18 protein-coding genes are annotated in these 22211 nt (G+C 70.5%); 8 read left to right on the top strand and 10 right to left on the bottom strand.

Annotated elements, in window-relative coordinates:
• Window positions 1-78 precede the first annotated feature (78 nt).
• Window positions 79-1260, top strand: a complete 1182-nt coding sequence (locus ACWD11_RS23720) for a GTP-binding protein (protein ID WP_451285306.1) — start codon at window positions 79-81, stop codon at window positions 1258-1260.
• Window positions 1261-1695: 435 nt separating this feature from the next.
• On the opposite strand, the gene ACWD11_RS23725 is transcribed toward ACWD11_RS23720, so the two are convergent.
• Window positions 1696-2019 (bottom strand): VOC family protein, encoded by a 324-nt coding sequence (locus ACWD11_RS23725; RefSeq protein ID WP_389420420.1) that lies wholly within the window; start codon window positions 2017-2019, stop codon window positions 1696-1698.
• Between the two features lie 93 nt (window positions 2020-2112).
• Here ACWD11_RS23725 and ACWD11_RS23730 point away from each other — a divergent pair, with 93 nt between their 5' ends.
• Window positions 2113-2664, top strand: coding sequence for a DinB family protein (locus ACWD11_RS23730; protein WP_389420419.1), 552 nt, complete (start codon window positions 2113-2115; stop codon window positions 2662-2664).
• A gap of 231 nt (window positions 2665-2895) precedes the next feature.
• Complete coding sequence (locus ACWD11_RS23735) at window positions 2896-3519, top strand: TetR/AcrR family transcriptional regulator (RefSeq protein ID WP_389420418.1); 624 nt, start codon at window positions 2896-2898, stop codon at window positions 3517-3519.
• A gap of 29 nt (window positions 3520-3548) precedes the next feature.
• On the opposite strand, the gene ACWD11_RS23740 is transcribed toward ACWD11_RS23735, so the two are convergent.
• The 4 genes from ACWD11_RS23740 to ACWD11_RS23755 all read right to left on the bottom strand — a co-directional run bounded on the left by ACWD11_RS23740 (window position 3549) and on the right by ACWD11_RS23755 (window position 10249).
• Window positions 3549-5297: a glycoside hydrolase family 3 protein gene (locus ACWD11_RS23740; protein ID WP_451285309.1), complete on the bottom strand. Its 1749-nt coding sequence runs from the start codon at window positions 5295-5297 to the stop codon at window positions 3549-3551.
• The gene (locus tag ACWD11_RS23745) at window positions 5294-7618 is read right to left on the bottom strand and encodes a family 78 glycoside hydrolase catalytic domain (RefSeq protein WP_451285310.1); all 2325 of its coding nucleotides are present in this window, start codon (window positions 7616-7618) and stop codon (window positions 5294-5296) included. Before ACWD11_RS23745 ends, ACWD11_RS23740 begins: the two co-directional genes overlap by 4 nt.
• A gap of 63 nt (window positions 7619-7681) precedes the next feature.
• The gene (locus ACWD11_RS23750; protein ID WP_451285312.1) at window positions 7682-9157 is read right to left on the bottom strand and encodes an MFS transporter; all 1476 of its coding nucleotides are present in this window, start codon (window positions 9155-9157) and stop codon (window positions 7682-7684) included.
• A 228-nt stretch (window positions 9158-9385) separates the two neighbouring features.
• The gene (locus ACWD11_RS23755) at window positions 9386-10249 is read right to left on the bottom strand and encodes an NAD(P)-dependent oxidoreductase (protein ID WP_451285314.1); all 864 of its coding nucleotides are present in this window, start codon (window positions 10247-10249) and stop codon (window positions 9386-9388) included.
• Window positions 10250-10319: 70 nt separating this feature from the next.
• Between ACWD11_RS23755 and ACWD11_RS23760 the strand changes: the two genes are divergently transcribed.
• Window positions 10320-10682: a MerR family transcriptional regulator gene (locus ACWD11_RS23760; RefSeq protein WP_451285316.1), complete on the top strand. Its 363-nt coding sequence runs from the start codon at window positions 10320-10322 to the stop codon at window positions 10680-10682.
• Between the two features lie 43 nt (window positions 10683-10725).
• Here the strand turns inward: ACWD11_RS23760 and ACWD11_RS23765 are convergent, their stop codons facing one another.
• The 3 genes from ACWD11_RS23765 to ACWD11_RS23775 all read right to left on the bottom strand — a co-directional run bounded on the left by ACWD11_RS23765 (window position 10726) and on the right by ACWD11_RS23775 (window position 13080).
• Complete coding sequence (locus ACWD11_RS23765) at window positions 10726-11700, bottom strand: CU044_5270 family protein (protein ID WP_451285318.1); 975 nt, start codon at window positions 11698-11700, stop codon at window positions 10726-10728.
• Window positions 11693-12310, bottom strand: coding sequence for an RNA polymerase sigma factor (locus tag ACWD11_RS23770; RefSeq protein WP_451285320.1), 618 nt, complete (start codon window positions 12308-12310; stop codon window positions 11693-11695). The genes ACWD11_RS23765 and ACWD11_RS23770 overlap by 8 nt, the downstream gene beginning before the upstream one ends.
• Window positions 12311-12741: 431 nt before the next feature.
• Entirely contained in the window at window positions 12742-13080 is a 339-nt protein-coding gene (locus tag ACWD11_RS23775; protein WP_389420410.1) for a MerR family transcriptional regulator, read from the bottom strand.
• Between the two features lie 985 nt (window positions 13081-14065).
• Here ACWD11_RS23775 and ACWD11_RS23780 point away from each other — a divergent pair.
• Window positions 14066-14860: a hypothetical protein gene (locus ACWD11_RS23780; protein WP_451285322.1), complete on the top strand. Its 795-nt coding sequence runs from the start codon at window positions 14066-14068 to the stop codon at window positions 14858-14860.
• Between the two features lie 36 nt (window positions 14861-14896).
• Window positions 14897-15472 (top strand): dihydrofolate reductase family protein, encoded by a 576-nt coding sequence (locus tag ACWD11_RS23785; RefSeq protein ID WP_451285324.1) that lies wholly within the window; start codon window positions 14897-14899, stop codon window positions 15470-15472.
• On the opposite strand, the gene ACWD11_RS23790 is transcribed toward ACWD11_RS23785, so the two are convergent.
• On the bottom strand, window positions 15454-16164 hold the full coding sequence (locus ACWD11_RS23790) for a helix-turn-helix domain-containing protein (protein ID WP_451285326.1): 711 nt from the start codon (window positions 16162-16164) through the stop codon (window positions 15454-15456). The genes ACWD11_RS23785 and ACWD11_RS23790 overlap by 19 nt on opposite strands.
• 305 nt (window positions 16165-16469) lie before the next feature.
• Here ACWD11_RS23790 and ACWD11_RS23795 point away from each other — a divergent pair, with 305 nt between their 5' ends.
• Complete coding sequence (locus tag ACWD11_RS23795) at window positions 16470-17807, top strand: DUF5685 family protein (protein WP_451285328.1); 1338 nt, start codon at window positions 16470-16472, stop codon at window positions 17805-17807.
• A gap of 367 nt (window positions 17808-18174) precedes the next feature.
• Window positions 18175-19200 carry a LacI family DNA-binding transcriptional regulator gene (locus ACWD11_RS23800; protein WP_451285329.1) on the top strand — a complete coding sequence of 342 codons (1026 nt, stop codon included), beginning with the start codon at window positions 18175-18177 and terminating at the stop codon, window positions 19198-19200.
• A 90-nt stretch (window positions 19201-19290) separates the two neighbouring features.
• Here ACWD11_RS23800 and ACWD11_RS23805 read toward each other — a convergent pair whose 3' ends face one another.
• Window positions 19291-22065, bottom strand: coding sequence for a glycosyl hydrolase (locus tag ACWD11_RS23805; RefSeq protein ID WP_451285331.1), 2775 nt, complete (start codon window positions 22063-22065; stop codon window positions 19291-19293).
• Window positions 22066-22211 lie beyond the last annotated feature (146 nt).

Below are 22211 nucleotides of genomic sequence, written 5' to 3' on the forward strand. Positions count from 1 at the left end.
CCATTTTCATGTAGCGTTCTGCTCGCACCCCCGAAGAGGGAGCACCATGGCCGTCCCCAAGACTGAGAGGAGCCCAGGATGACGCACGACCGGCTGCCGGTGACCGTTCTGTCCGGGTTCCTCGGCGCGGGGAAGACCACGCTGCTCAACCACGTGCTCGGTAACCGTGAAGGGCTGCGCGTCGCGGTCATCGTCAATGACATGAGTGAGGTCAACATCGACGCGGCGCTCGTGCGCGGCGGTGAGGCGGCGCTGTCGCGGACCGAGGAGCGCCTGGTCGAGATGACCAACGGGTGCATCTGCTGCACGCTCCGCGACGACCTGCTGGAGGAAGTGGAGCGGCTGGCCCGGGAAGGACGGTTCGACTACCTCCTCATCGAGTCCAGCGGCATCTCCGAGCCCATGCCGGTCGCGGCCACCTTCGCCTTCGCCCGCGACGACGGTGCCACCCTCGGTGACCTCGCGTGCCTGGACACCATGGTCACGGTCGTCGACGCCGCCAACTTCCTGCCCGAACTGGCCAGCGGCGATGAGCTCATCGAGCGCGGCCTCGACCAGTACGAGGACGACGAACGCACCGTCAGCGATCTGTTGATGGACCAGATCGAGTTCGCCGACGTCATCGTGCTCAACAAACTCGACCTGGTCGACGACACCGCCGCCGAGCGCCTGACGGCCACGCTCACCCGCCTCAACCCGGCGGCCCGGATCGTGCCCGCCGTGCACGGTCAGGTGGAGCTCAAGGAAGTACTCGGAACCCGGCTGTTTGATCTCGAACGCGCCCAGCAGGCCCCCGGCTGGGTCATGGAACTCAATGGCGACCACGTCCCGGAGACCGAGGAATACGGCATCTCCTCCACCGTCTTCCGCTCCGAACTGCCCTTCCACCCCGGGCGTTTGTGGCAGTTCGTGACCGCGGAGATGGACAGCGGCGCGTACGGGCAGATCCTGCGCTCCAAGGGGTTCTTCACCCTGGCCAGCCGGCCGCATGTGACGGGGCTGTGGTCGCAGGCCGGCTCCGTCGCCCGCTTCGAGCCCTCCGCCGCCCGTGACACCGACAGTCCGGCAGGCCAGGAGCTCGTCTTCATCGGCACACACCTGCACGCCGAGGTGCTCCGATCGGCGCTCACCGACTGCCTGATGGCGGACGGCGAGAGCCTCCCGACCGACGATCCGTTCCCCGCATGGGACACCTACGGCATCGACGACACCTGCGACCACGACCATCCCGAACACGCCGCACTCGTGGCGCGCCCCTGAGACTCCGGGCGGACGGTGGTCGCAGCCACGGCACCGCCCGCCCGGTACATCCCGTACCCACGGAGACCCAACCGGAAGGCGCGCATGACCTGCTGCCCCTGACTGGCGCGGTACTGCCCCCAGCCTGTTCGAGCGGTAGTCGCGGACTTACTACGAGCCTTCACGCCCCGTCCGTGCTTGGCCTGAGGGCAAATTGCCGCGACAGAGTGCGGTGGCCCTGACATGCTGCCCGTGAGGCGGCTGCGTGGTGAGTGCCAGCCGTGTGCGGCGATACGGGAGTGCTGACTGATGAGTTGCACCTGGGGCCGGGAATGGTCGTGCTCGTCTACGGCTGCACCTTGGTGCTGGGACTGAGCCCGCACCGGCGGTTGCGCGTCCGTGCCGCCTAGCCAGCCTGCCACCGTGGCCCCGGCCCTGCTCGCAGGGCACCGCGGGTCAGGAGACGCAGAGACAGAATTCGTTGCCTTCAGGGTCCTGCCAGACTTGCCACAGGTCCTCGTGCATCTCTCCGACCGCCGTGGCTCCCAGCGCCGCGGCACGGGCGACGGCCTCAGGGAAATCATCGGCGACCAGGTCCACGTGGACGCGGTTCTTCGCCGTCTTCGACTCGGGGACGCGCTGGAGGGCAAAGCCAGGGCCGAGACTGATCCAGTCCTCCTCACGACGGGTCACCTCCAGATCGAGCAACCCACTCCAGAACCGGGCCAGACGATCGAGGTCCACAGCGTCGACGACGATGCCGCCAAGACGAATGCCCATGTTCTTTCCTTGTGTTGACGACCGACGACCTGGCCAGGACGACCAGGGTATCGATCTCCTCCGAACCGAGGAGTGCAGAGGATGATGGAGGGAATGACCAACGTGACCAGGCGAGCCGAATTCTTCACGGGCAACGACGATGACCCCCGCTTCAGCGGCCCTGCGACCGGCGACGAGCGGCAGATGCTCGTCGGCATTCTCCAGGCACAGCGTGCGACTCTGGAGCTGAAGTGCGCCGGCCTGGAAGAGGAGTTGTCACTGCGGGCCGTCGAGCCGTCCACGCTCTCTTTGCTCGGTCTGGTCCGGCACCTCGCGGATGTGGAACGCCGATGGTTCCGGAAGGTGCTGGCCGGAGAGGACGCAGCACCTCTCTTCTCGTCGAAGGCGGACCCTGACGGGGACTTCGACGGTGCAGTGTCCGACCCCGCGGTCATCGCGGCGGCGTGGGAGGCGTGGCGCTCGGAAGTGACCTTCGCCGACCACTTCGTCGCCGAAGCACCTGACCTCGACGTCGAGGGCAGCGACGAGTGGCGCGGCACTGTCTCGCTGCGCTGGGTGCTCATACACATGGTGGAGGAGTACGCGCGACACAACGGCCACGCCGACCTGCTTCGGGAGCGGATCGACGGAGCGATAGGCGTGTAAGCGCAAGTCCCGATCCCGGCGAGGGAGGGTACGGAGCAGGACGGTGTGGAATCTGATGAGCGAGGAAGTCCTGCTCCGGTAGCCACGATGGGGCCGCTGTACAGGCACACCCACACCGCCCGTGTCACACTCCAGCACCATTGCGTGACGGTGCGTCGTGATCCGGGCGGTGTCCGCCTTCCGACGCGGGGCTGATCGTGAGCCGGACACGTGGCCCATTACGGTTGTCTCATGGGGACACCTAGAGGGCCGCGTGGCTCGTACGCGGCGGGGCAGGCGAGGCGGCCGCAGATCCTGGAAGCGGCCATGCGGCGGTTCGGCCAGGACGGCTACCACAACACCTCGCTCGCCCGCGTTGCGCGGGACGCCGGTCTCACCGACGCGGGGTTGCTGCATCACTTCGGGGGCAAGCAGCAGTTGCTCCAGGCAGTCGTCGAGTACTGGCACCACCAGATGGACGAACGGTGGCTGCGGGTGACCGGCTCCGTACGGGACGCCTTCCGGTGCCATGTCGAGGACATGGAGGAGGCGCTGCGCATGCCCGGCATCATCGAACTGTCCGTGGTGCTCGCCGCCGAGGCCACCGCGGAGGGCCACCCCGCGCACGACTTCTTCTCCGAGTGGCAGGAGAAGGGAGTCCGGGAGCTCACCGACCGGCTGCGCGCGGCGAGCGAGTCCGGTGAGCTCAAGCCCGATCTCGACCACGAGGCGATCGCGCGGGAGTGCGCGGCCGTCGACGCGGGGCTGCGGTTGCAGTGGCTGGCCAGCGGCCGTGCCTTCGACCTCGCCGGGGTCGCGCGTTCACATCTGGACCACCTGCTGCGGACCATCTCGGCCGACGGCAAGGGGCTGTGAGCAGGCCGGGGCCAAGCTACACCCCCGGTTCACTCCCGCGGTGCGTAACGCAAGCCGTGCCCGAAGGCGAACAGCGGGTCGCGGCTCTCCTGCGGCACATCCGGCCGGCCGGCCCTGACCTCTGCCATCGACCGCGGCAGCTGGAACGGCAGCCGCCCCACGGGCTCGGCCCGGCCGAACAGTACGTCCAGCAGCGCCCGGTCGCCCGCGCCGAACGCGGCGAGCAACGCCGCGCAGCGGTCGGCGATCTCCGGGATGACGGCCGGCCGCTCCAGGTGGACGGCGACGACGGTGGGCACCGTGTCCAGCAGCGTGAGGATCTCCTTCAGCCGGTCCTCGTCGAAGTCGAGCCGCCCCGCGTGGAAGAAGGACTCGAACAGACCGGGGCGCGGCTCGTGCGGGGTGGCCAGCCGCAGCACCGCGAGGTCGGCGTCGGCGGGGTCGGCGACGAGTGAGGCGTACTCGGCGGCCACGGCCGGGTCGACGCCTTCGACGTACAGGCGCGGGGTCCCGGTCAGCGGCAGCAGGGCGTCGCCGTTCTTGAGCAGCGTGAGGCCGGAGCGCTGGGCTGCCTCCCCGGCGGCGCGGAAGTCGGTGCGGCCGACGACGGCCTCGGCCGCGTCCACGTCGACGTAGCGCCGCTCGTCGAACAGGCCGAGGCGGAACTTCTCGGCGAGCAGCCGGGCGGCTGAGGCGTCCAGGCGGGACTCCGCGAGCTGTCCGTGCCGGACGAGGTCGGCGACCAGCTCGGAGCAGGATTCGCCGCCGATCTGGTCGGCGCCCGCGTGGAAGATCCGCAGGACGCGTTCGGCCGGGGTCAGGTCCTCCACGCCCCAGGCGCGGGCCAAGTGCGGTTCGCCCATGACGAGTTGGTCGGTCACCAGGCCCCAGTCGGTGCAGACGATGCCGTCGAAACCGAGCTTGTCGCGCAGCAGTCCGGTGATGATGTCCTTGTTGAAGCCGAAGCCGACCTCCTCGTGGCCGGTGCCGACGGGCTTGCCGTAGTACGGCATCACCTGCGTCGCCCCGGTGGCGATGGCCGCCTCGAACGGCTTGAGGTGGTAGTCGAAGAAACCGCCCGGGTACACCTGCTCCTTGCCGTAGGGGAAGTGCGGGTCCTCGCCGTCCTTCTGCGGGCCGCCGCCCGGGAAGTGCTTGACCATCGCGGCGACGCTGTCGTGACCGAGACCGCCGCCCGGTCCGCGCAGGCCCTCGATGTACGCGGCGACCAGGCGGGACGTCAGGTCGGCGTCCTCGCCGAACGTGCCGGAGATGCGGGCCCAGCGCGGCTCGGTGGCCAGGTCGATCTGCGGGTGCAGCGCGACGCGCAGGCCCACGGCCACGTACTCGCGGCGTACGGTGTCCGCGTACCGGCGCACCAGGTCGGCGTCGCCGACGGCCGCCAGGCCGAGCGTCTCGGGCCACTGGGAGAAGGGCCCGGCCATCATCGCGGTGCCCGGGTTGTCGGTGAACGCGTGCCGCGGGTCGGTGGAGAGGGTGACCGGGATGCCCAGCCGGGTGTGGGCGGCCCGTTCCTGGAGCCGGTTGTGGAAGGCGGCCATCTCGCGGGGGGAAGCGGCGCCCAGGACGTTGAAGTGCGTCATCCGGCTCTCGGAGAGCATCTGCTCGGCGGTGCGCCCGGCCGGCGCGGCCTGCGGGCCGGGGCCGATCACGTGGTGGAAGACCAGCCCGGCCTTCTCCTCCACCGTCATGCGGGGCAGCAGGTCCGCGACGCGCTCCTGCACGCCGCGGGCGGGGTCCTGGTACGGGTGGGTCACTGCTGCTCCTCGGCGGCTGCGGGGATGGGGTGGGGGATGCAGAAGCTGTGGCGGCCCGGTCCGGCCTCGACGGGCTCGGCGCCCGGCAGGTGGACCTCGGCGGTGGTGCCGGGCGGCACCAGGACATCGGCGTGCAGGGAGGGCCCGGCGATGCGCCAGAACACCTCGGCGCGGCCGTACGGCGTGTCGTGTGCGGCCTTCGCCCAGGTCAGGCCGCCGCCGGGACGGGGCCGGACCAGCAGGCGCCGGTAGCCGGGCGCGGCCGGGGCGAGTCCGGCGACCGTGCGGTGGATGAAGTCGGCGACCGCGCCCAGCGCGTAGTGGTTGAACGAGGTCATCTCACCGGGGTTGACGTGCCCGTCGGGCAGCATGCTGTCCCAGCGTTCCCAGACGGTCGTGGCGCCCATGTCCACCTGGTAGAGCCAGGACGGGCAGGACCGCTCCAGCAGCAGCCGGTACGCCGTGTCCAGGTGCCCGGTGGCGGTGAGCGCGTCGCACACGAGCGGGGTGCCGAGGAAGCCGGTGCCGATGCGGTGGCCGCGTGCGGCGACCAGGGCGGCGAGCCGGTCACCGGCGGCGGCCTGCTCGGCCGGTTCCTCCAGCAGGCCGAAGCTGAGGGCCAGCGCGTACGCGGTCTGCGTCTCCTCGGTCAGCCGACCGCCTGCCGCGTGGAAGCGGCCGCGGAAGGCGTCGCGCACCGCGTCGGCGAGGGTGTCGTAGCGCAGCGCGTCGTCGAGGTCGCCGAGGACTTCGGCGCTGCGGGCGAGCAGGCGGGCGGAGCGGGCGAAGTAGGCGGTGGCGACCAGGGCGGAGGAGGTCACGGCCTTCCCCGGGGCCTCGGGAGGGGCCGTGGGGTCCAGCCAGTCACCGAACTGGAAGCCCTCGCCCCAGATCCGGTCCGGCCCGGCGATCTCCTCGACGGCGTCGACCCACGCCCGCATCGAGGGGTACTGCTCGCGCAGTGCGTCGGTGTCGGCGTACCGCTCGTACAGCACCCAGGGCACGATGACGGCGGCGTCGCACCAGCCGGCCATCGGCGGGTTGCCGGGCGGCAGCGGGACGTCGGCGATGACCGGGATGGCGGGGGTGAACACCGGTGGAATGCCGTGCTCGTCCTCGCTCTGGTCGGCGGCCAGGTCGCGCAGCCAGGACCGCAGGAAGGCGCGCACGTCGTACAGGAACGCGGCCGTGGGGGCGAAGACCTGCACGTCTCCGGTCCAGCCGAGGCGCTCGTCGCGCTGCGGGCAGTCGGTGGGTACGTCGAGGAAGTTGCCGCGCATGCCCCATACGACGTTCTCGTGCAGCCGCTGCAGGGCAGGGTCGGAGCAGGAGAACCAGCCGGTGCGGCGCAGGTCGCTGTGGAGGACTACGGCGGTGACGTCGTCGGGTGTCACCGGGCCGGGCCAGCCGTCGATTTCGGCGTAGCGGAAGCCGTGGAAGGTGAAGCGCGGCTCCCACTCCTCCGCGTCCGTGCCGCCGCGCAGGGTGTACCGGTCGGTGGCGGCGGCGGTGCGCAGCGGCCGGACGCACAACTCGCCATCCTGATCGAGGACTTCGGCGTGGCGCAGGGTGACCGTGCGGCCGGCCTCGCCGCGCACCCGGATGCGCAGGCGCCCGACGAGGTTCTGTCCGAAGTCCAGCAGCGCGCGACCGCCGGGCAGCGCGGTGACCGCGACGGGCCGGACGGTCTCGACGCGGCGCACGGGCGGGCTGTCGGCGGGGAAGAGGACGGTGGTGTCGAAGTCGAGGACGCGCACCGGGTGCCAGGCGCGGTCGTCGAAACCGGGCTCGCTCCAGCCGGGCTGTTCGCGGCGCGCGTCGTGGTGCTCGCCCTCGTACAGGCCGGCGGAGAGCACCGGGCCGTAACAGGCGCGCCAGTCGGGGCCGGTGGTGACGGTCTGGGTCGTGCCGTCGGCGTACTCCACGCGCAGTTCGGCGAGGAGGCCGGTGTCCGGGCCGTAGATGTCGCGGGTGCCGCCGTTGAAGCCGAGCCGGCCCCGGTACCAGCCGTCCGCGAGGTGGGCGCCCCAGGCGTTCGTGCCGGTGCGCAGCAGCCCGGTCACGTCGAAGGAGTGGAAGCGGTGGCGGTGGCGGTAGCTGGTCCAGCCCGGGGCCAGGACGTGGTCGCCGACCACGCTGCCATTGAGCTCCAGCTCGTAGACGCCCAGCGCGGTGACCGTCAGCCGGGCCGCTCGCACGCCTGGCCGTACGGCGAACTCGCCCCGAAGCAGGGCGGCCGGGCGGGCCGCCTCGTCGGCGGACGGGGTCTCCTCGGGCGGGCGGGGGCTGATGACCTGGGCGGTCCAGTGGTGGTGCGACATCGGTGCCTTTCTCAAGGCCCGGCGCACACGGGGGTGTGGCCGGGCCGGACCAGGAGGGGTGCGTCAGACCGCGGAGGGTGCCTCTTCGGCCTCCTCCTCGGGTTCGCGCAGCGGGGGGATCAGCAGGCCGATGGCGAGGGCCAGCGCACTGAACAGGGCGCCGACCCAGAAGGCCGAGGTGTAGCCGCTGTCGCCGTAGAAGGCGGTGCCCTCGAGGACCGTGCTGTCGGAGGCGAGGGCGGCGAACATCGCGGCGCCGAACATCGCGCCGAAGACGTGGGTGAGCATGGTGAGCATGCCGCTGCCCAGGCCCTGCTCGTCCGGGGAGACCGCACCGACGACCAGTACCGGCGCGGCGGCGACGACCAGGCCGCTGCCCAGGCTGGCCACGCACATCGTCCACGTCAGCTGGACCGCGCCGTCGTGGTAGAGGCCCGCCAGCAGGTAGCCGAGGCCCATGATCGCGACTCCCGCCCACCAGATCAGGCGGGTGTCCACCCCGCGCAGGAAGCGGCTCGCGACCAGGCCGGTGACGAACAGCAGCAGATTCCAGGTGACGCCGACCGTGGCGCTGTGCTGGGCGGTCCAGCCGAAGCCGGCCGAGACGCCGGGGATGTGCGGATAGAGCGCCAGCAGGATGGCAACGACGGGGGCGGTGTAGGCGGCCGCCTGGGCGAGGGCGCCGGAGACGACGGTCGCCGCGACCGAGCGGCGGCGCAGGACCCCCAGGTCGAGGATGGGGTGGCTGCTCGCCCGTTCCACGAGGAGGAAGCCGGCCAGGGCGGCAACTCCGGCCGCGAGCCAGGCCAGGGTCTTGGCGCTGTCCCAGCCCCAGGACTGCCCCTGTCCGACGGCGTAGACAAGGATGGCCAGGCCGCTGCCGAGGACGATGCCACCGAGCCAGTCGAAGCCGGATTCGAAGGCGTGCTTGGGGGTCTCGGGCACGAGCGTCGCCACGAGGACGAAGGAGACGGCGGTGGCCCCGGCCAGGAACCACATGGCGCCCTTGTAGCCCCAGTCGTCGATCAGCCAGCCGGCCAGGAAGGGCGAGCCGAGGGCGACCAGGCCGAGGCTGCTGCCCAGGATGCCGCTGGCGGACTTGACCAACCGACCGGGGAAGATGTCGCGCACCGCGGGAAAGGCGAGTGCCGGGAAGGGGCCGTAGCAAGCGGCCAGGCCGCGGCCGACCAGCACCATCTCGAAGCTGCCCGCGGTTGCGGCGATGACGTCTCCCACGACGCCGAGGGCGATCATGCCGAGCATGATCCGCTTCTTGCCGTACAGGTCGCCCAGCTTGATGACGAACGGGCTCAGCAGGGCGGAGACCAGCGTCACGATGAGGGAGAACCAGGCCACCTGCGTCGTGTGGAAGCTCTGTGCCACGTCGGCGGTGGCGTTGGAGCCGAGGATGCCCACCGTCACCAGCAACTGCGTGGGCCAGATGAGGGCGATCAGGACGCCCACCAGTCGCGGGGTCCACTTCTGGCCATGCGGGGCGGGTGCTGCATCGAGCGAGGGGCTCGCTGACGTCGGTGTCACGAGTCCGCTCCTTTCAGGGATCAGCCGGGCGCAGGTGGGGGTGGTGAGGGCAGCGCCGTCGAGGGAAAGGCCATGTGGCCGCAACACGACAGAAACGTTTCAGCCGTGCGCTCGATGATGAATCCCAACACTTAGTGTGCACTAGGCTTTCGCGGTGTGACTCACGTCACTCCGGGAGGCGTGGTGGGTTACTCGTGAAGGTGAGTGACCCGGCCACCACCGCACGACTCACGGCTTGCGGAACTGCTCCACCAGCGCCACGTATCCGCTGGCGCCGTGACCGGCGGCCGCCGCTCGCTCGGCCAGCGCTTTGACGAGCCTCGGCAGTTCGGCGTTGACGCCGAGCGACTCGCTCTCCTGGACCACCTGCGCCATCGCCGTCAGGTGGGTGTCGATGGTGCCGTCGTCGGCCGGGTAGACGCCGCTGTCGGCCTGCCGCGCGTAACCCGGCAGCCAGCCGGCCACCGTGTCGATCGCCGTCTGCGCGATGGGGAGATACGCCGTGGCGGACACACCGGTCGTGCCGAGTATCGCGGCGGCGTTGAGGAATCCGTCGAGCATGCCCCACATGAGGACGAGCGTGGCCATCTCGTGCGTGGCCGACAGTCCGGGGTCGTCGCCGAGGTGGAGGCCCGTACCCAGACTGCCCAGGGTTGACTCGTGAGCGTCGTACAGCGGTCGCGGCCCGCTGTAGGCGAGCACGGCGTCGGCCGTGCCGACGGCCTCCGGGACGGCCATGATCCCGCCGTCGAGATAACCGCCGCCGCGGCGCGCCACCTCCTGGGCGAGTGCTCTGGCGCGCGAGGGCGTGCCCGAGGTCAGGTTCACCACGACCCGACCGTCGAGCGGTCCATCGAGGACGTCCGCCACGGCGTCGTAGTCCGACACGCAGACCACCACGAGCGGGGCGGACGCAATCGCGGCCGCCGGGGACTCGGCGAGCACCGCGCCCCGAGCCACGAGGTCGTCGGCCTTGGCCGCCGTGCGGTTCCACACGGTCGTCGGGTGCCCCGCGCGCAAGAACGCCCCGGCGAGGGCGCCGCCCATCAGCCCGAGACCCAGAACCGTGACGGGTGTGCCAGTGCGCATCATGTGCTCCTTCGCTGATCGGTGGCACAATCGTCAACCTTCACACCGGTATGAAGGTCAAGGGGGAACGCGCATGCTGATCGGGGAGCTGAGCCGGCGGACCGGAGTGAACTCGCACCAACTGCGGTACTACGAGGCGCAGGGCCTGCTGGTGCCCGACCGCGCCGACAACGGCTACCGCGAGTACGGCGAGGACGCCGTGCTGACCGTGACCCAGATCAGGAAACTGCTCGACGCCGGGCTGTCGACCCAGGAAATCGGGTACCTCCAGCCGTGCGTCACCGGCGCGGCCCCCGATCTGAAGCCCTGCCCGGAGACCCTGCACCTGCTGCGGGCACGCATCACCGGACTGGACGAGCAGATCGACACGCTCGTCCAGTCCCGTCAGACATTGCGCGAGTACCTGGCGATCACGGAGCAGCGGATGGCCAGTTAGCACGCCACTTGCAGTTCGGTATCTCTGCTGGCTTGAGGCAGAGCTAAGGGCGCTGCCTCAAGCGGTCGACGATCGCCCAGTCCACCACGTGCGACAGCTGGACGTACGTCTTCTTCCCCGAACGCGAGGTCCGCTCGGCGCGGAAGCCCAGGAACTCATAGGACTCCGGGTCGAAGATGAGGTACTTGCCCTTCTCGGACGGGCCGTCAGGGTAGGAGATCCCCACCCCGCGGCGCCCGGCGGAGTCCTTCATCCGCGGGGTGGCCTTGACCCCTGGCACCAGGGCCAGCGCCGCGTACGCGGCCGGACGCAGGCCCTCGGGCAGCACCGGCCACTTCAACAGCTCGCCGAGCATGAAGTAGGCGTCGTACCAGTCCCAGGCGGTGAATTCGTCGATCGGCTTGTCGGACGTGCCGACGGCGATGATGCCCTGGATGAGCTGCTCGGGGTCAGTGGGCAGCTTCTTCAGCGCGCTCCATTCCCGAGGCGGCCACACGCCCTCGTTCTTCCCCATGGGCTCCTCCCAGATCACCCGGCCGAGCTCCATGGTCAAGGATCGCTGGGAACCGTCCACCGAGTCCCAGTTCACGTCCACATACGACTTGACCGCACCGGTCTGCTGCTCCGTCTCCTGGATGACGCGCTTCGAGTAGATGAACTGGTCATCGCGCGGCGCCACAGGCTTCTCATGCCTGCTCGCCAGCGCTGCTGCCCCGTTGAGCACCGTCACGGCGCCGGCGTTGCGCATCCGCGGGGCGTTCGAGCCCGGGTGATCGGTGCGGCCGCCCTCGTCGGCGCCGTCCGGGGCGATCAGTACCGCCGTGCCCGTAACCGCCACGGTGACCACCGCGGCTGCCGCGAGGCGCAGCACATGGCGGCGGCCGGGTGCGGTGTCAGGGTGCCGCTGCGTGCGCGTCATCGTGTTGAGCAGTCGGTGGCGGGCCTGCGCCCGGGCCTCTTCGGTGAGCGGGGCCGCGTCCGCGTTCCAGTCCCGCAGGAGTTCAAGTTCGTCACTCATCGCCGGATGCCTCTCGCAAGATGGTGGGATCGGATCCGCCCAACGCTTCGCGCAGTTTGCTGCGAGCCCGGTGCAGCCGTGATCTGACCGTGCCGATGGGCACACCGAGGGCCTGGGCCACCTCCTCGTAGCCGAGACCGCCCCACGCCACCAGCAGCAGTACGTCCCGGTGCCGCGCGGGCAGCGCGGCCAGGGCCGCCGCCAGTTCACGGCGTACGGCCTGTGCCCCTACCCGGGCCGCGGCCCGGTCGGCCAGCGGCTCCTCGTGGTCGGCGGGAGCCGAGACGCGGGCCAGGGTCTTGAACCGGCGGGCCTCGGCGCGCCGGTGCCGGCCGACCAGGTTGGTCGCTATGCCGAACAGCCAGGGCCGGGCGTCGTCGCCCGTGGCGCGCGCGGGGTCGTACCGGTGCCGCTGCTGGAACGCAGTGGTGAAGGTGTCCGCCATGAGGTCGTCGGCCGGCTCGTTGCCGAGCCGACGGGCCAGGTAACGGTGTACCGCATCCGCGTGCCGGTCGAAGAGCACGGCGAATGCCTCGGGCTCATCCCGGGACCGCGCAATGACCAAGGCATCGCTCTCCGCCCCCGTGCGGACGCCTGGTTCGACGGTCATCGGGGCTCCTCTCATCTTGGGAATGCTTCGAAGGCTTGGGCTTTCACCTCTCTTTCGCCCCTCGCCCCGATCCAGTTCCCTCAGGCCCCTTGGCCCCTGACCGCTGGCCCCGCTACGGCGCCCCTGTCGGGCAGGCACTGCGGCTGAAGCGGGCAGCTCTGGGGGTGGACCGCGAACGCGTGGTGCCCCAGGGGCACTTCCCGGGACGGGCATCCCGGGGGCAGTGCGCGTGGCACTGGCGGTGGTACGGCAGGCAGCTGAACGGCGCGCGGCCACGGAGGCTGCTACGGGCACCCCGCCGCGATCGTCACGTCAAGCCACTGAGGGAGCGTCGCCGGGGCGGGGCGGTCTCGTCCGTACTGGCAGATCCGCTGTCCGATCGGCCATGTTCAACACCCCGGCAGACGCGGAGGCGCGGGAGGTCCCAGCTCTCAGACAGCGGCCCTCGGATTCGTAGAGTGAGCGGCGCGGCGGTATTCGGCGTTGATGCGCTGGGCTTCCTCGAGCTGGTCTTCGAGAATCACGATGCGGCAGGCGGCCTCGATGGGCGTGCCCTGGTCGACGAGTTCGCGGGCGCGGGCGGCGAGGCGCAGTTGGTAGCGGGAGTAGCGGCGGTGGCCGCCGGCGGAGCGCAGCGGGGTGATGAGGCGGTGCTCGCCGATGGCACGGAGGAAGCTCTGGGTGGTGCCGAGCAGGTCGGCTGCCCGGCCCATGGTGTAGGCGGGATAGTCGTCGTCATCAAGACGGTCGAGGGTGGCGTCTGCTGTCATTGCACCTCTTTGCTCTTTTTATGGAACGCGTCGAGGGGTCCGGGTGCCGATACCGGCACCCGGACCCCGAAGGAACTGCTACACCATCCGCCGGCCTTGGTACTGCGCCGGCCTTCTTCTTCCGCCGACCCGACCGAACTGCTGTCGGGGACGCGGGGATCGCGGTTGCTTGACCGGAGACCACCTCACTATCGATGTCCTGCGGTACCCGGGCTCAGCAGTTCCGCCCGGGCGATCCTGATGGTGTCTTGCTCCTCCGTTCTTCCTCGGGTCAATCACTTGCACATACGGGGTACTGCGTACTGCTGGTGATGCGAACTGCTCCCGGTGCGCGCGTCCGCAGCCAACGCCTTCACCGAGGTACTGCTCACTGACTTCACTGCGGGGTACTGCTCACGGCGGCCCCTGATCACTGCGGGCCACCCGGTCCGGTCGTCAGTCCCGTCACCGTCCTGCACAGCCCTGGCTTCGGAACTCCACCACCGCACCGTCCTGCGTACTGCAACTGCGGGTACTGCTGCCGGCAGTTCATCTCTGCCAGGCCTTGCTGTCTCTCTGGGTTACGAGAGAAACCATAACCAGACGGCAGGCCAATGTCTACTCCCGCCACGATAGATTTCTGCGCGTTCGACAGGGAGGTAATCCACCTCGAACAGTGACGAGGGCGGCGCCTGTTGTCAGATGGGGGACCAAACCCTCGTTGTCAGAGGCTCCTGGCAACATCACCGCCAGGAACGCCACCCGTACCACCCCGCCGCGGCCGGTCGACGTGCGCGCGGTCTTTCCTCAACTGGCCCCTCTGGCACGCACGGCGATCCGGTTGCACCCCCGGCCGGGCGCACCCTCACCGCAGGACAGTTCGATCGGTGGGCCATTGCTGTGGCCCACCGACGAGCCGTGGCCGCATTGCGACGTCCCGCACACCGAAGCGTCCGACCTGCTGGCGGAGGTACGGCTGCGACGGCGACACCAGGCGAGGGTGGCGATGACCACGGACGGCGATCCGCGCGCCGCCCAGCACGCGCCGGAGGAGCAGGCGCTCCTGGAGCAGATCGACGAGGACATCCAGTGGCCCGACGGCCCGGTCCCCATGCTGCCCGTGGCCCAGTTGTACGTGCGGGACATCCCCCTGCTGCGCCCGCCCGGCCAATCCGGCGCCGATGTGCTCCAGGTGCTGTGGTGTCCCTTCGACCACCCTCCGGAGAGCTACATGCCCAGGACCGCACTCTCCTGGCGGTCCACGGCCGATGTCACCGACATCCTCACCTCACCGCCGGAACCGCCCGTAGTAGAACTCGACGTCTACGTGCCCGAGCCATGCGTGCTCGCGCCGGAGCAGGTGACCGAATACCCCAACCCCATGGAGTTGAGCACGGAGCTGCGCGAGCAACTGGGCGACTGGAGCAGGTGGCAGGCGGCCGGATCCGGGGTCGACGACGCCTACACCTCCCACCCAGAGTCTTTCTACGACAGCCACCTGTCCGTCTCCCCCGGCTGGAAGGTCGGCGGCTGGCCCCAGTGGGGCTACACCGACCCGGTCCCCCGGCTCTGTCAGGCCTGCGGCACCGAGATGGACCCGCTGCTCACACGCGGTCCGGATCGGCAGCGGTTACAAGCAGCAGCTCTCCATCTGTCCGGCGGCGCTGCACCATCCCCACACCGAGCTGATGCAGTAGCCGGCCGCATCGCCCAGGTGGGTCCGCGGCAGCTCTCCGGTCCGCGATCCGACCTCGCTGTCGTTTCCGTCCAAGACAGCCGACACGGCCGCGCACTAGCTTGAACCCATCAGCTCGCCCGATCTTGAGGAGACAGCACCATGCGTGACCTGGTCTACACCGGCTTCATGTCGCTCGACGGCGTCGTGGACTCGCCCGGCGGGACGGAGGAGGGCCACCGCAGCGGCGGCTGGGTCGTCAACGACCTGGAGTTCGTCCCCGAAGCCTGGTCGCTGAAGGGCGAGGAACTCGCCGACACGACGGCGCTGATGTTCGGGCGCCGCAGCTACGAGGCGTTCGCGCAGGTCTGGCCCGACTCGGAGGACCACGCCGCCTACAAGGAGCTGCCCAAGTTCGTGGTGTCGTCCACGCTGTCCGACGACGCCCTCGTCGACGGGTGGGGACCGACGACGATCCTGCGCTCGACCGAGGACATCGCCGCACTCAAGAAGAGCGAGGGCGGCGCGATCTTCATCCACGGCAGCGCCGAGCTGGCCCGGCGGCTGTCGGACGCGGGCCTGATCGACCAGTACAACCTGCTCGTCTTCCCCGTGCTGCTCGGCGCCGGGAAGAGCGTGTTCGGCCGAGCCGACCGCGCCAAGCAGATGCTGACGCTGCGGGAGTCGCAGAGCTACTCGAACGGGATCTTGAAGCTGGTCTACGACGTCAAGCGCTGATCCGTATCGAGGGCGATCGCGCCACCGGCGCCCTCACGCAGCTGCTTGGTGGTGCGCCCTACGTAGGAGCGCAGCGCCCGGGCCAGGTGCGGCTCGTCGAAGTAGTCCAACTTGGTGACGACATCGGCGGCCGCGCTGCCGGCCGCCAGCAACTCGGCCGCGGTGCGGGCGCGTTCGATCTGCCGGACGGCGCCGCGCGTCAGCCCGGTCGCGGCACGGAACCGGCGTTCGACCGTGCGCTCCGAGACAGCAGGGTGGTGGCCTCGCAGCACCTCGGCGATGAGCGGGTCGCGGACCACGATCCCCGCCCGGACGAGACGCTCGACCAGGGCCTCGGCGTCGTCGGGGCCGGGCGTCTCCCAGCGCGCGCCGTCCAGGCGGAACGCCCGGCGCGTGGTGTCGGGGAGCTCTAGGCCGCCGTCGACCAGCGTTGCCATGGGCACGGCCCGCAGCGAGGTGCCCACGGCGAACTCGATGCCCGTGAACTTCGCGCCCTGGGGCACCGATGCCGTGCCGGTCCGAGTCTCGGGACCGGTGATGGCCGCGTACGCCTGGCCTTCCTGCTCCCAGAACACCAAGCCCCAGCGCACCCCCGCCACCGACGTCATCGCCGTGACCTGCTCGCTCGTGCAGGTCCACACGGTGTCGACCCACGGCGAGTCGGATTGGCGTATCTCGAAGCGCAGTTTCACGGGCGCAGGATACGCCGCGTCGCCGGATCCGAGGGCCCACCGAACAGATTGCGACGCTCCCTGGCAAGGGCCCTCAAGGGCTGACAGGCGGCACAGCGCCGACCGACCCGGCTACAGGCAGAAGACCGCCTTGAGCCTCCTCCGTCCAACCGACCGCGGCGACATGACAGGACAAACGCCTGTAGGACAGGCTCTAGCATGGCGCCCATCGGGTGGTGGGCGGTCCTGCGGTGCGCGTGGTCGTGCTCATGGGCGGCTCTGCCCGTCCGGCTGCGACTGACAGCAGTGACTACGGGGGAGCTTCAATGTTCGGAATCATCAGGCCATGCCGTCATCGCCTGGGCGAGGGCATGCGTACTGAGTGGATGGCGCATCTGTGCGGGCTGTGCCTGGCGCTGCGCGGCGAGTACGGGCAGTTCGCACGGGTGGCCACCAACTACGACGGACTGATCGTCTCGGTGCTGACCGAGGCGCAGTCGGAGCGCACCGGCGACTGGCGGCGAGGCGTCGGCCCGTGTCCGCTGCGCGGGATGCGGTCGGCGGACGTGGCGCAGGGTGAGGGCGCCCGGCTGGCGGCGACGGTGTCGCTGGTGCTGGCCGCGGCGAAAGTACGTGACCATGTGGCCGACGGCGACGGTCTGTTGGGCCGCCGCCCCGTGACGCTGGCGGCGCGCCGGATCGCCCAGGGCTGGGACCGTGCGGGTGCCGTGGGCGGCGAACGGCTCGGCTTCGACACGGCGGTCCTCATCGCCGCGGTCGAACGGCAGTCGGAGATAGAGCGGCTGACCGGCTCGGGCGACTCGCTCCTGACGGTCACGGAACCGACGGAGACGGCAACTGCCGCCGCCTTCGTGCACACCGCGGTACTCGCCGGCCGCCCCGGCAACATTGAGCCGCTCGCGGAGGCCGGCCGCCTGTTCGGTCGGTTGGCGCATCTGCTCGACGCGGTGGAGGACCTGGCCGCGGACGAGTCGGCCGGGGCATGGAACCCGATCGCCGTGACCGGCGCGGACCGCACGGAGGTGCGTCGGCTCTGCGACGACGCCGTCCACGGGATCCGACTCGCCTTGTCCGACGCCGAGTTCATCGACGGGCGGCTGGCGCGGGCGCTGCTGGGTGGCGAGCTGGAACGTGCCGTCGAGCGCGTCTTCGACTCGCGGCATCGTCACCACCGGCACCACCACGAGGCACGGGGCCCGCGTGTGCTTCCCTGGCTGGGCCGCCGTACCGCGACCCAGCCGCCCGCGGAGGCTGACACGGGCGCCGCCTGCGGCGTCGGGGCGCTCACCGGCGCGGGGCCGGAAGGCGCCGGGATGGCGTCGGGCCGGCCTGCGGACGGGCAGTGTCGGCGGTGCGATCAGTGGCGCGAGTTGTGCCGCGATTGCGGCTTGTGCCACAGCTGCTGCACCTGCGATCTGGAGGATGCCGCAGAGGAGGCCGCGGATGCCTGGCAGTTCGAAGGCAAGGGGACCTCTCGTCGGGACGACTCCGGCGGTGACGGCTGGTCCGGTGGACGGGGCGGCGGCAACTCGGGCGGGTCCTCCGGCGGGTCGGGTGGGGGCGGCCGGGGATCCGGTGGTTCCGGTGGCGATTCGGGAGACGGCTGCTGCGGTGGCGAGAGCTGCTGCGACTGCTGCTGCTGAAAGCTGACCCGGGATCGGCGTGACCGTCGTGGCGCTTCAAGCCTGCGCCCCGGCGGTCACCGGCGCAGGACGCCCGGCCGGTGGCCGCGACCGCATGGTGCCGTCACGTCCTACGCGACTGCGAACCGCCTCACCCGGACCGGCTCCATCGTGGGCACACCCGCGTTCACGCACCGACCGTCGCGTTTCACCCGATATGCGAAAACGGGTGTGGGAGTGCCGAACCGCTGCCCCGCGACGTGCTCGCCCTCCACCCACCCTCACCCACCCCGCTTGTGAGCGCTCTCACGCGTCCGTCGGCTGTCGATATCCTGACCGCCCCGCTTCGCCGCAGACCGAACGTGCCCCAGACGAGGGAGTGCCCGCCTTGCCCGAGCCGATCATGGGGTCCCGCCCCACTCTGGAAGCCGTCGCAGCCCGCGCGGGCGTCTCCCGGGCTACCGCGTCCCGTGTGGTCAACGGGGGTGCGGGGGTGCGCGCCCCACTGGTCGACAAGGTGCGCCAGGCGGTCGAAGAACTCGGCTACGTACCGAATCACGCGGCCCGCACCCTCGTCACGCGGCGCAACGGCGCGGTGGCCGTGATCATCGCGGAGCCGGAATTCCGGATCTTCTCCGACCCGTTCTTCGAGCAGCAGGTGCGCGGCATCAGCCGCGAGCTCACGGCGCACGACACGCAGCTTGTCCTGCTGTGGGTGGAGGGTCGTGGTGATCATGACCGGATCGCCCGCTATCTCGGCGGCGGCCATGTCGACGGGGCGCTCGCCTTCTCCGTGCACAACGACGACGAGTTGCCTGCGCTGATCGACAAGTCCCGCATTCCCACCGTGTTCGGCGGCCGGTCGGTCGTGGACCGAAGTCTTGCGGTGCCATACGTCGACTGCGACAACCGCGGCGGGGCCCGTCAGGCGGTCCAGCACCTCGTCTCCCTGGGGCGGCGCAACATCGCGCACATCGCCGGCCCGCCCGACCTGACGGCGGCCCTGGACCGGGTCGCCGGCTATCACGACGTCCTCGTCGACGCCGACCCGGCGCTGATGTGCCAGGGCGACTTCACGGAGAAGGGCGGCGCCCTCGCCATGGCCGAGTTGCTGGAGCGGCGCCCTGATGTCGATGGGGTGTTCGTCTCCAGCGACCTGATGGCGTTGGGGGCGCTGCGCACGCTGCGGAAGCGGGGGGTGCGGGTCCCCGATGACGTGGCCGTGGTGGGGTTCGACGACATGGCGTCGGTGGTGGAGCTGTCCGAGCCGGCGCTCACTACCGTCCACCAGGACATCGAGGGCATGGGCCGGCTGATGGTGAAGCTGTTGATGCGGATGCTCGACGAGGCCGGGAGTCCCGCGCCTTCCTGCGTCATCACGCCGACGTCGCTGGTGCGGCGGGCGTCGGCCTGACGCCGGGCGCGTCCCCCTACGCGTACGGGCGCGGTGGGCACCGGCTCGGTTGCCGGTGCCCACCGCGCTCTCTGTGAGGGGTGCAGCGGGTCAGCTGAAGGGGATCACCAGCACGGAGTTGTCCGTGCCGGTCTGGAGCTTGGCCGGGCCGTTGCCAATGGCGCTCCACACCTCCACGCGGACCGTGCCGTTCGCCAGGTTGCCGAGGCTTCCGGTGGCCGACTTCAGGCCGCGCGTCTGGGCGTACTGCTCCCATCCGGCCACCGGGTCGGTGGCGAAGTAGTTGTACGTCTCCATGCGGTCGAAGGAGCCGTTGCCGGTGAGGTCGTAGCTGATCCTCACCTGCTGGCCGAGGCCCACCGTGGTGCCCGCGTCGACCTGGAATCGGAATGCGGTGCTCGCGCCCGCGGTGAGGGTGCCGTTGACGCCGCGGGCCTCGTAGACGAGCGGCTGGTACGGAGTGCCGTCGTGGTTGGTGCCCCCGGCGGACGCGATGGTGTCGCTGCCTGCCGTGCCGCCGGTGGCCGTGGTGAGCGTGCCGCCGGAGCGCAGCTGGAAGGTGTTGCCGGTCGGCGGATCGGGGTCGGGGTCGGGGTTGCCGCCGGTTCCGGTGCCGGTCGCGGTCGAACGGGCGGGCACGGACAGGGTCTTGCCGTCCGAGAAGGTCACCGTGCGCGCGCTGGAGCCGTGGTTGTGGGCGACGTAGGTGCGGTTCGTGCCGTTGGCGAACACGGCCGAGGTGGGCAGGTCACCGGTCACGGCGGGGTCGGGGGCGCCGAGCGTGTGCAGGGTCTGGATCCAGTGGTAGGTGTGCGCCTTGGACTCGCCCTCCTCCGGGGTGTAGGAGGCATGGCCCGCGTCCCACTTGGCTTTCGCCGCCGCCGGGTCGGCGAACGACTGGAACTCCCAGAGGATGTCCCGCCATTCGACGGCCGGGCCGCCGTTCTCGCGTTCCATCTCCGCCAGGTTGCGCCGGATGGCCGCCTTTTCGCCACCGAGGTGCAGGGAACCGCCGGTCACCGGCAGGACGTTGATGCCGTGGATCTCCTCGGGGTTGGCCGTCCACCAGGTGGCGTAGGCCGCGCCGCTGCCCCACACCATGCCGGCGGTGTCGTGGCCGAAGGAGGAGGGGAAGACCTGTTCGTCGGCGTCGAACCAGTACTGGGCGATGGCCTCCGCCTCGGTGGTGAGCAGGTAGCTGCCGAGGTCGCGCAGCGCCGGGTCACCGGTGGCGGAGCCCCACAGCACGAGGGCCGCGCTGAGGTTGATCGACTCGGACGAGGACTCCTGGTTGTTCCCGGCGGCGAAGCCCTGGTGGCCGGAGGCCCAGCTGTGGCCGGCGTAGACGTCGAAGCCGCGCAGGAACGGGTAGGCGCTGTCGGTGCGGCTGGGGTTGGCGGTGTCGCGGATCAGGGTCTTCACCATGCCGCCCCAGGCGGAGTCGGCGGCCCAGGCCGGATCGTACTGGGCGACGATCGCGGCCGCGTAGACGTAGTAGCTGTAGTGGAAGTGGTGGTCGTTGAGCTCGCTGTCGCTGCCGTAGGAGGCGGGGTAGCCGGTGAGCGTCTTCCAGGCCTGGTCGTAGGAGAACTCGTTGGCGCCGCCCGCGGTGAACCACGCCTGCATACGGCCCTTGATGAGACCGAGGAGCCTGTCGCGGATCGCGGTCTCGCCGATCTGGTCGGCCAGCGGCACCAGTTGGGCGAGCTTGCCGAGTGCCTTGCCGGTCCAGTACGTGTCGACGGCGCCCGAGAACGGGTCGGAGGCGTTCGCGACGTGGTTGAGGTAGCCGCGCAGCCGGGTGGCATCCACGCCGCTCGTCTTGGGCAGGCCGGGCAGGACCGGGGAGGCCTTCTGCGAGGTGGTGAACGAGGCGGACTCGCGCACCTTCATGGTGCCGCGCGGGGAGACGTAGGTGTACGGGGTGAGCGCGTCCGTGGTGTTGAGCCACTGGTGCCGGTAGAGGGCCTGCAGCGTGCCGCGTTCGGTGCCTTCCTTGGCCTCGGTGGTGAGGGTGTACGTCGCGCGTACGGTGCCGCCGCTGTAGTTCCAGGCGACGGTGGAACCGGTGACGAAACTGAAGGCGTACTTGCGGAAGGTGGCGAGCGCGTCGGTGGAGGGCAGGACGGCGACGGAGAAGTAGTCCTTGCCGCCCAGGCCCGCGGTGACGGCGGAGCCGGAGACGTTCCAGTCGCTGCCGGTGGGCGCGAACAGGGCGTAGTGGTGGCCGGCGACCGTGATGCCGAGGACGTTGCCCTGGTCGGCGAAGACGGTGGGCGCGGAGGCCGTGGTGATCTGGGCGTTGCCGCCGGTGCCCTTGGCGTAGACGAAGGGCATGCCGTGGCCGATGGTGGTGCGCAGGGTGCGGGTGCCGTCGGACCAGTAGGGCGTGACGGTCCAGTCGCTCCACGCATCGGCCTTGGTGTCGGGCGAGTTGAGCCCGGTGAGGCCGAGGGTCAGATCGGCCTTGTGGGCGTACTCGTACTGGCGGCCCTCGCCGACGATCGCGGGAGTGGTCGGGTAGCCGATCTGCAGGCCTCCGGAGACGGCCTGGTAGGTGAGGGGGTGGCCGTACATCGGGGTCGAGTGGGGGTTGTCGCCGTAGCGCTGGAAGGCCAGTGAGGACCACCAGTCGTTGGTGGGCACGGGCTTGCCCTGGGCGGCGGACGTCACCTTGGGGGTGACCGGCGTGCCGGTGTTGGTCGTGGGGCCGACCGTACCGGCGGGGCGGGTGTCGGAGTAGCTGCCGGCGCCGACGGGGATCGTGGCGGCGGCGGCCGGGGTAGCCGCCGGACCGAGTCCGGTGGCGGCCAGGGCAGCGGCCAGGACCAGCACTGCGGCTGGTCTGTTGCGGGGGGATGGCATGGAGGGGCACCTCGTGTCGTCACGACGGATAGGGGGTCTCACGGGGGTGTCCAGAACATTTCGAGAGCGCTCTCAGTTGGCCGGAAACGTAAGACTGTTGAAACCTCGACGTCAATAGATGCGACACAGAAGGCAGTTGGAAGACT

It is taken from the genome of Streptomyces sp. NPDC002776, from assembly GCF_053592195.1.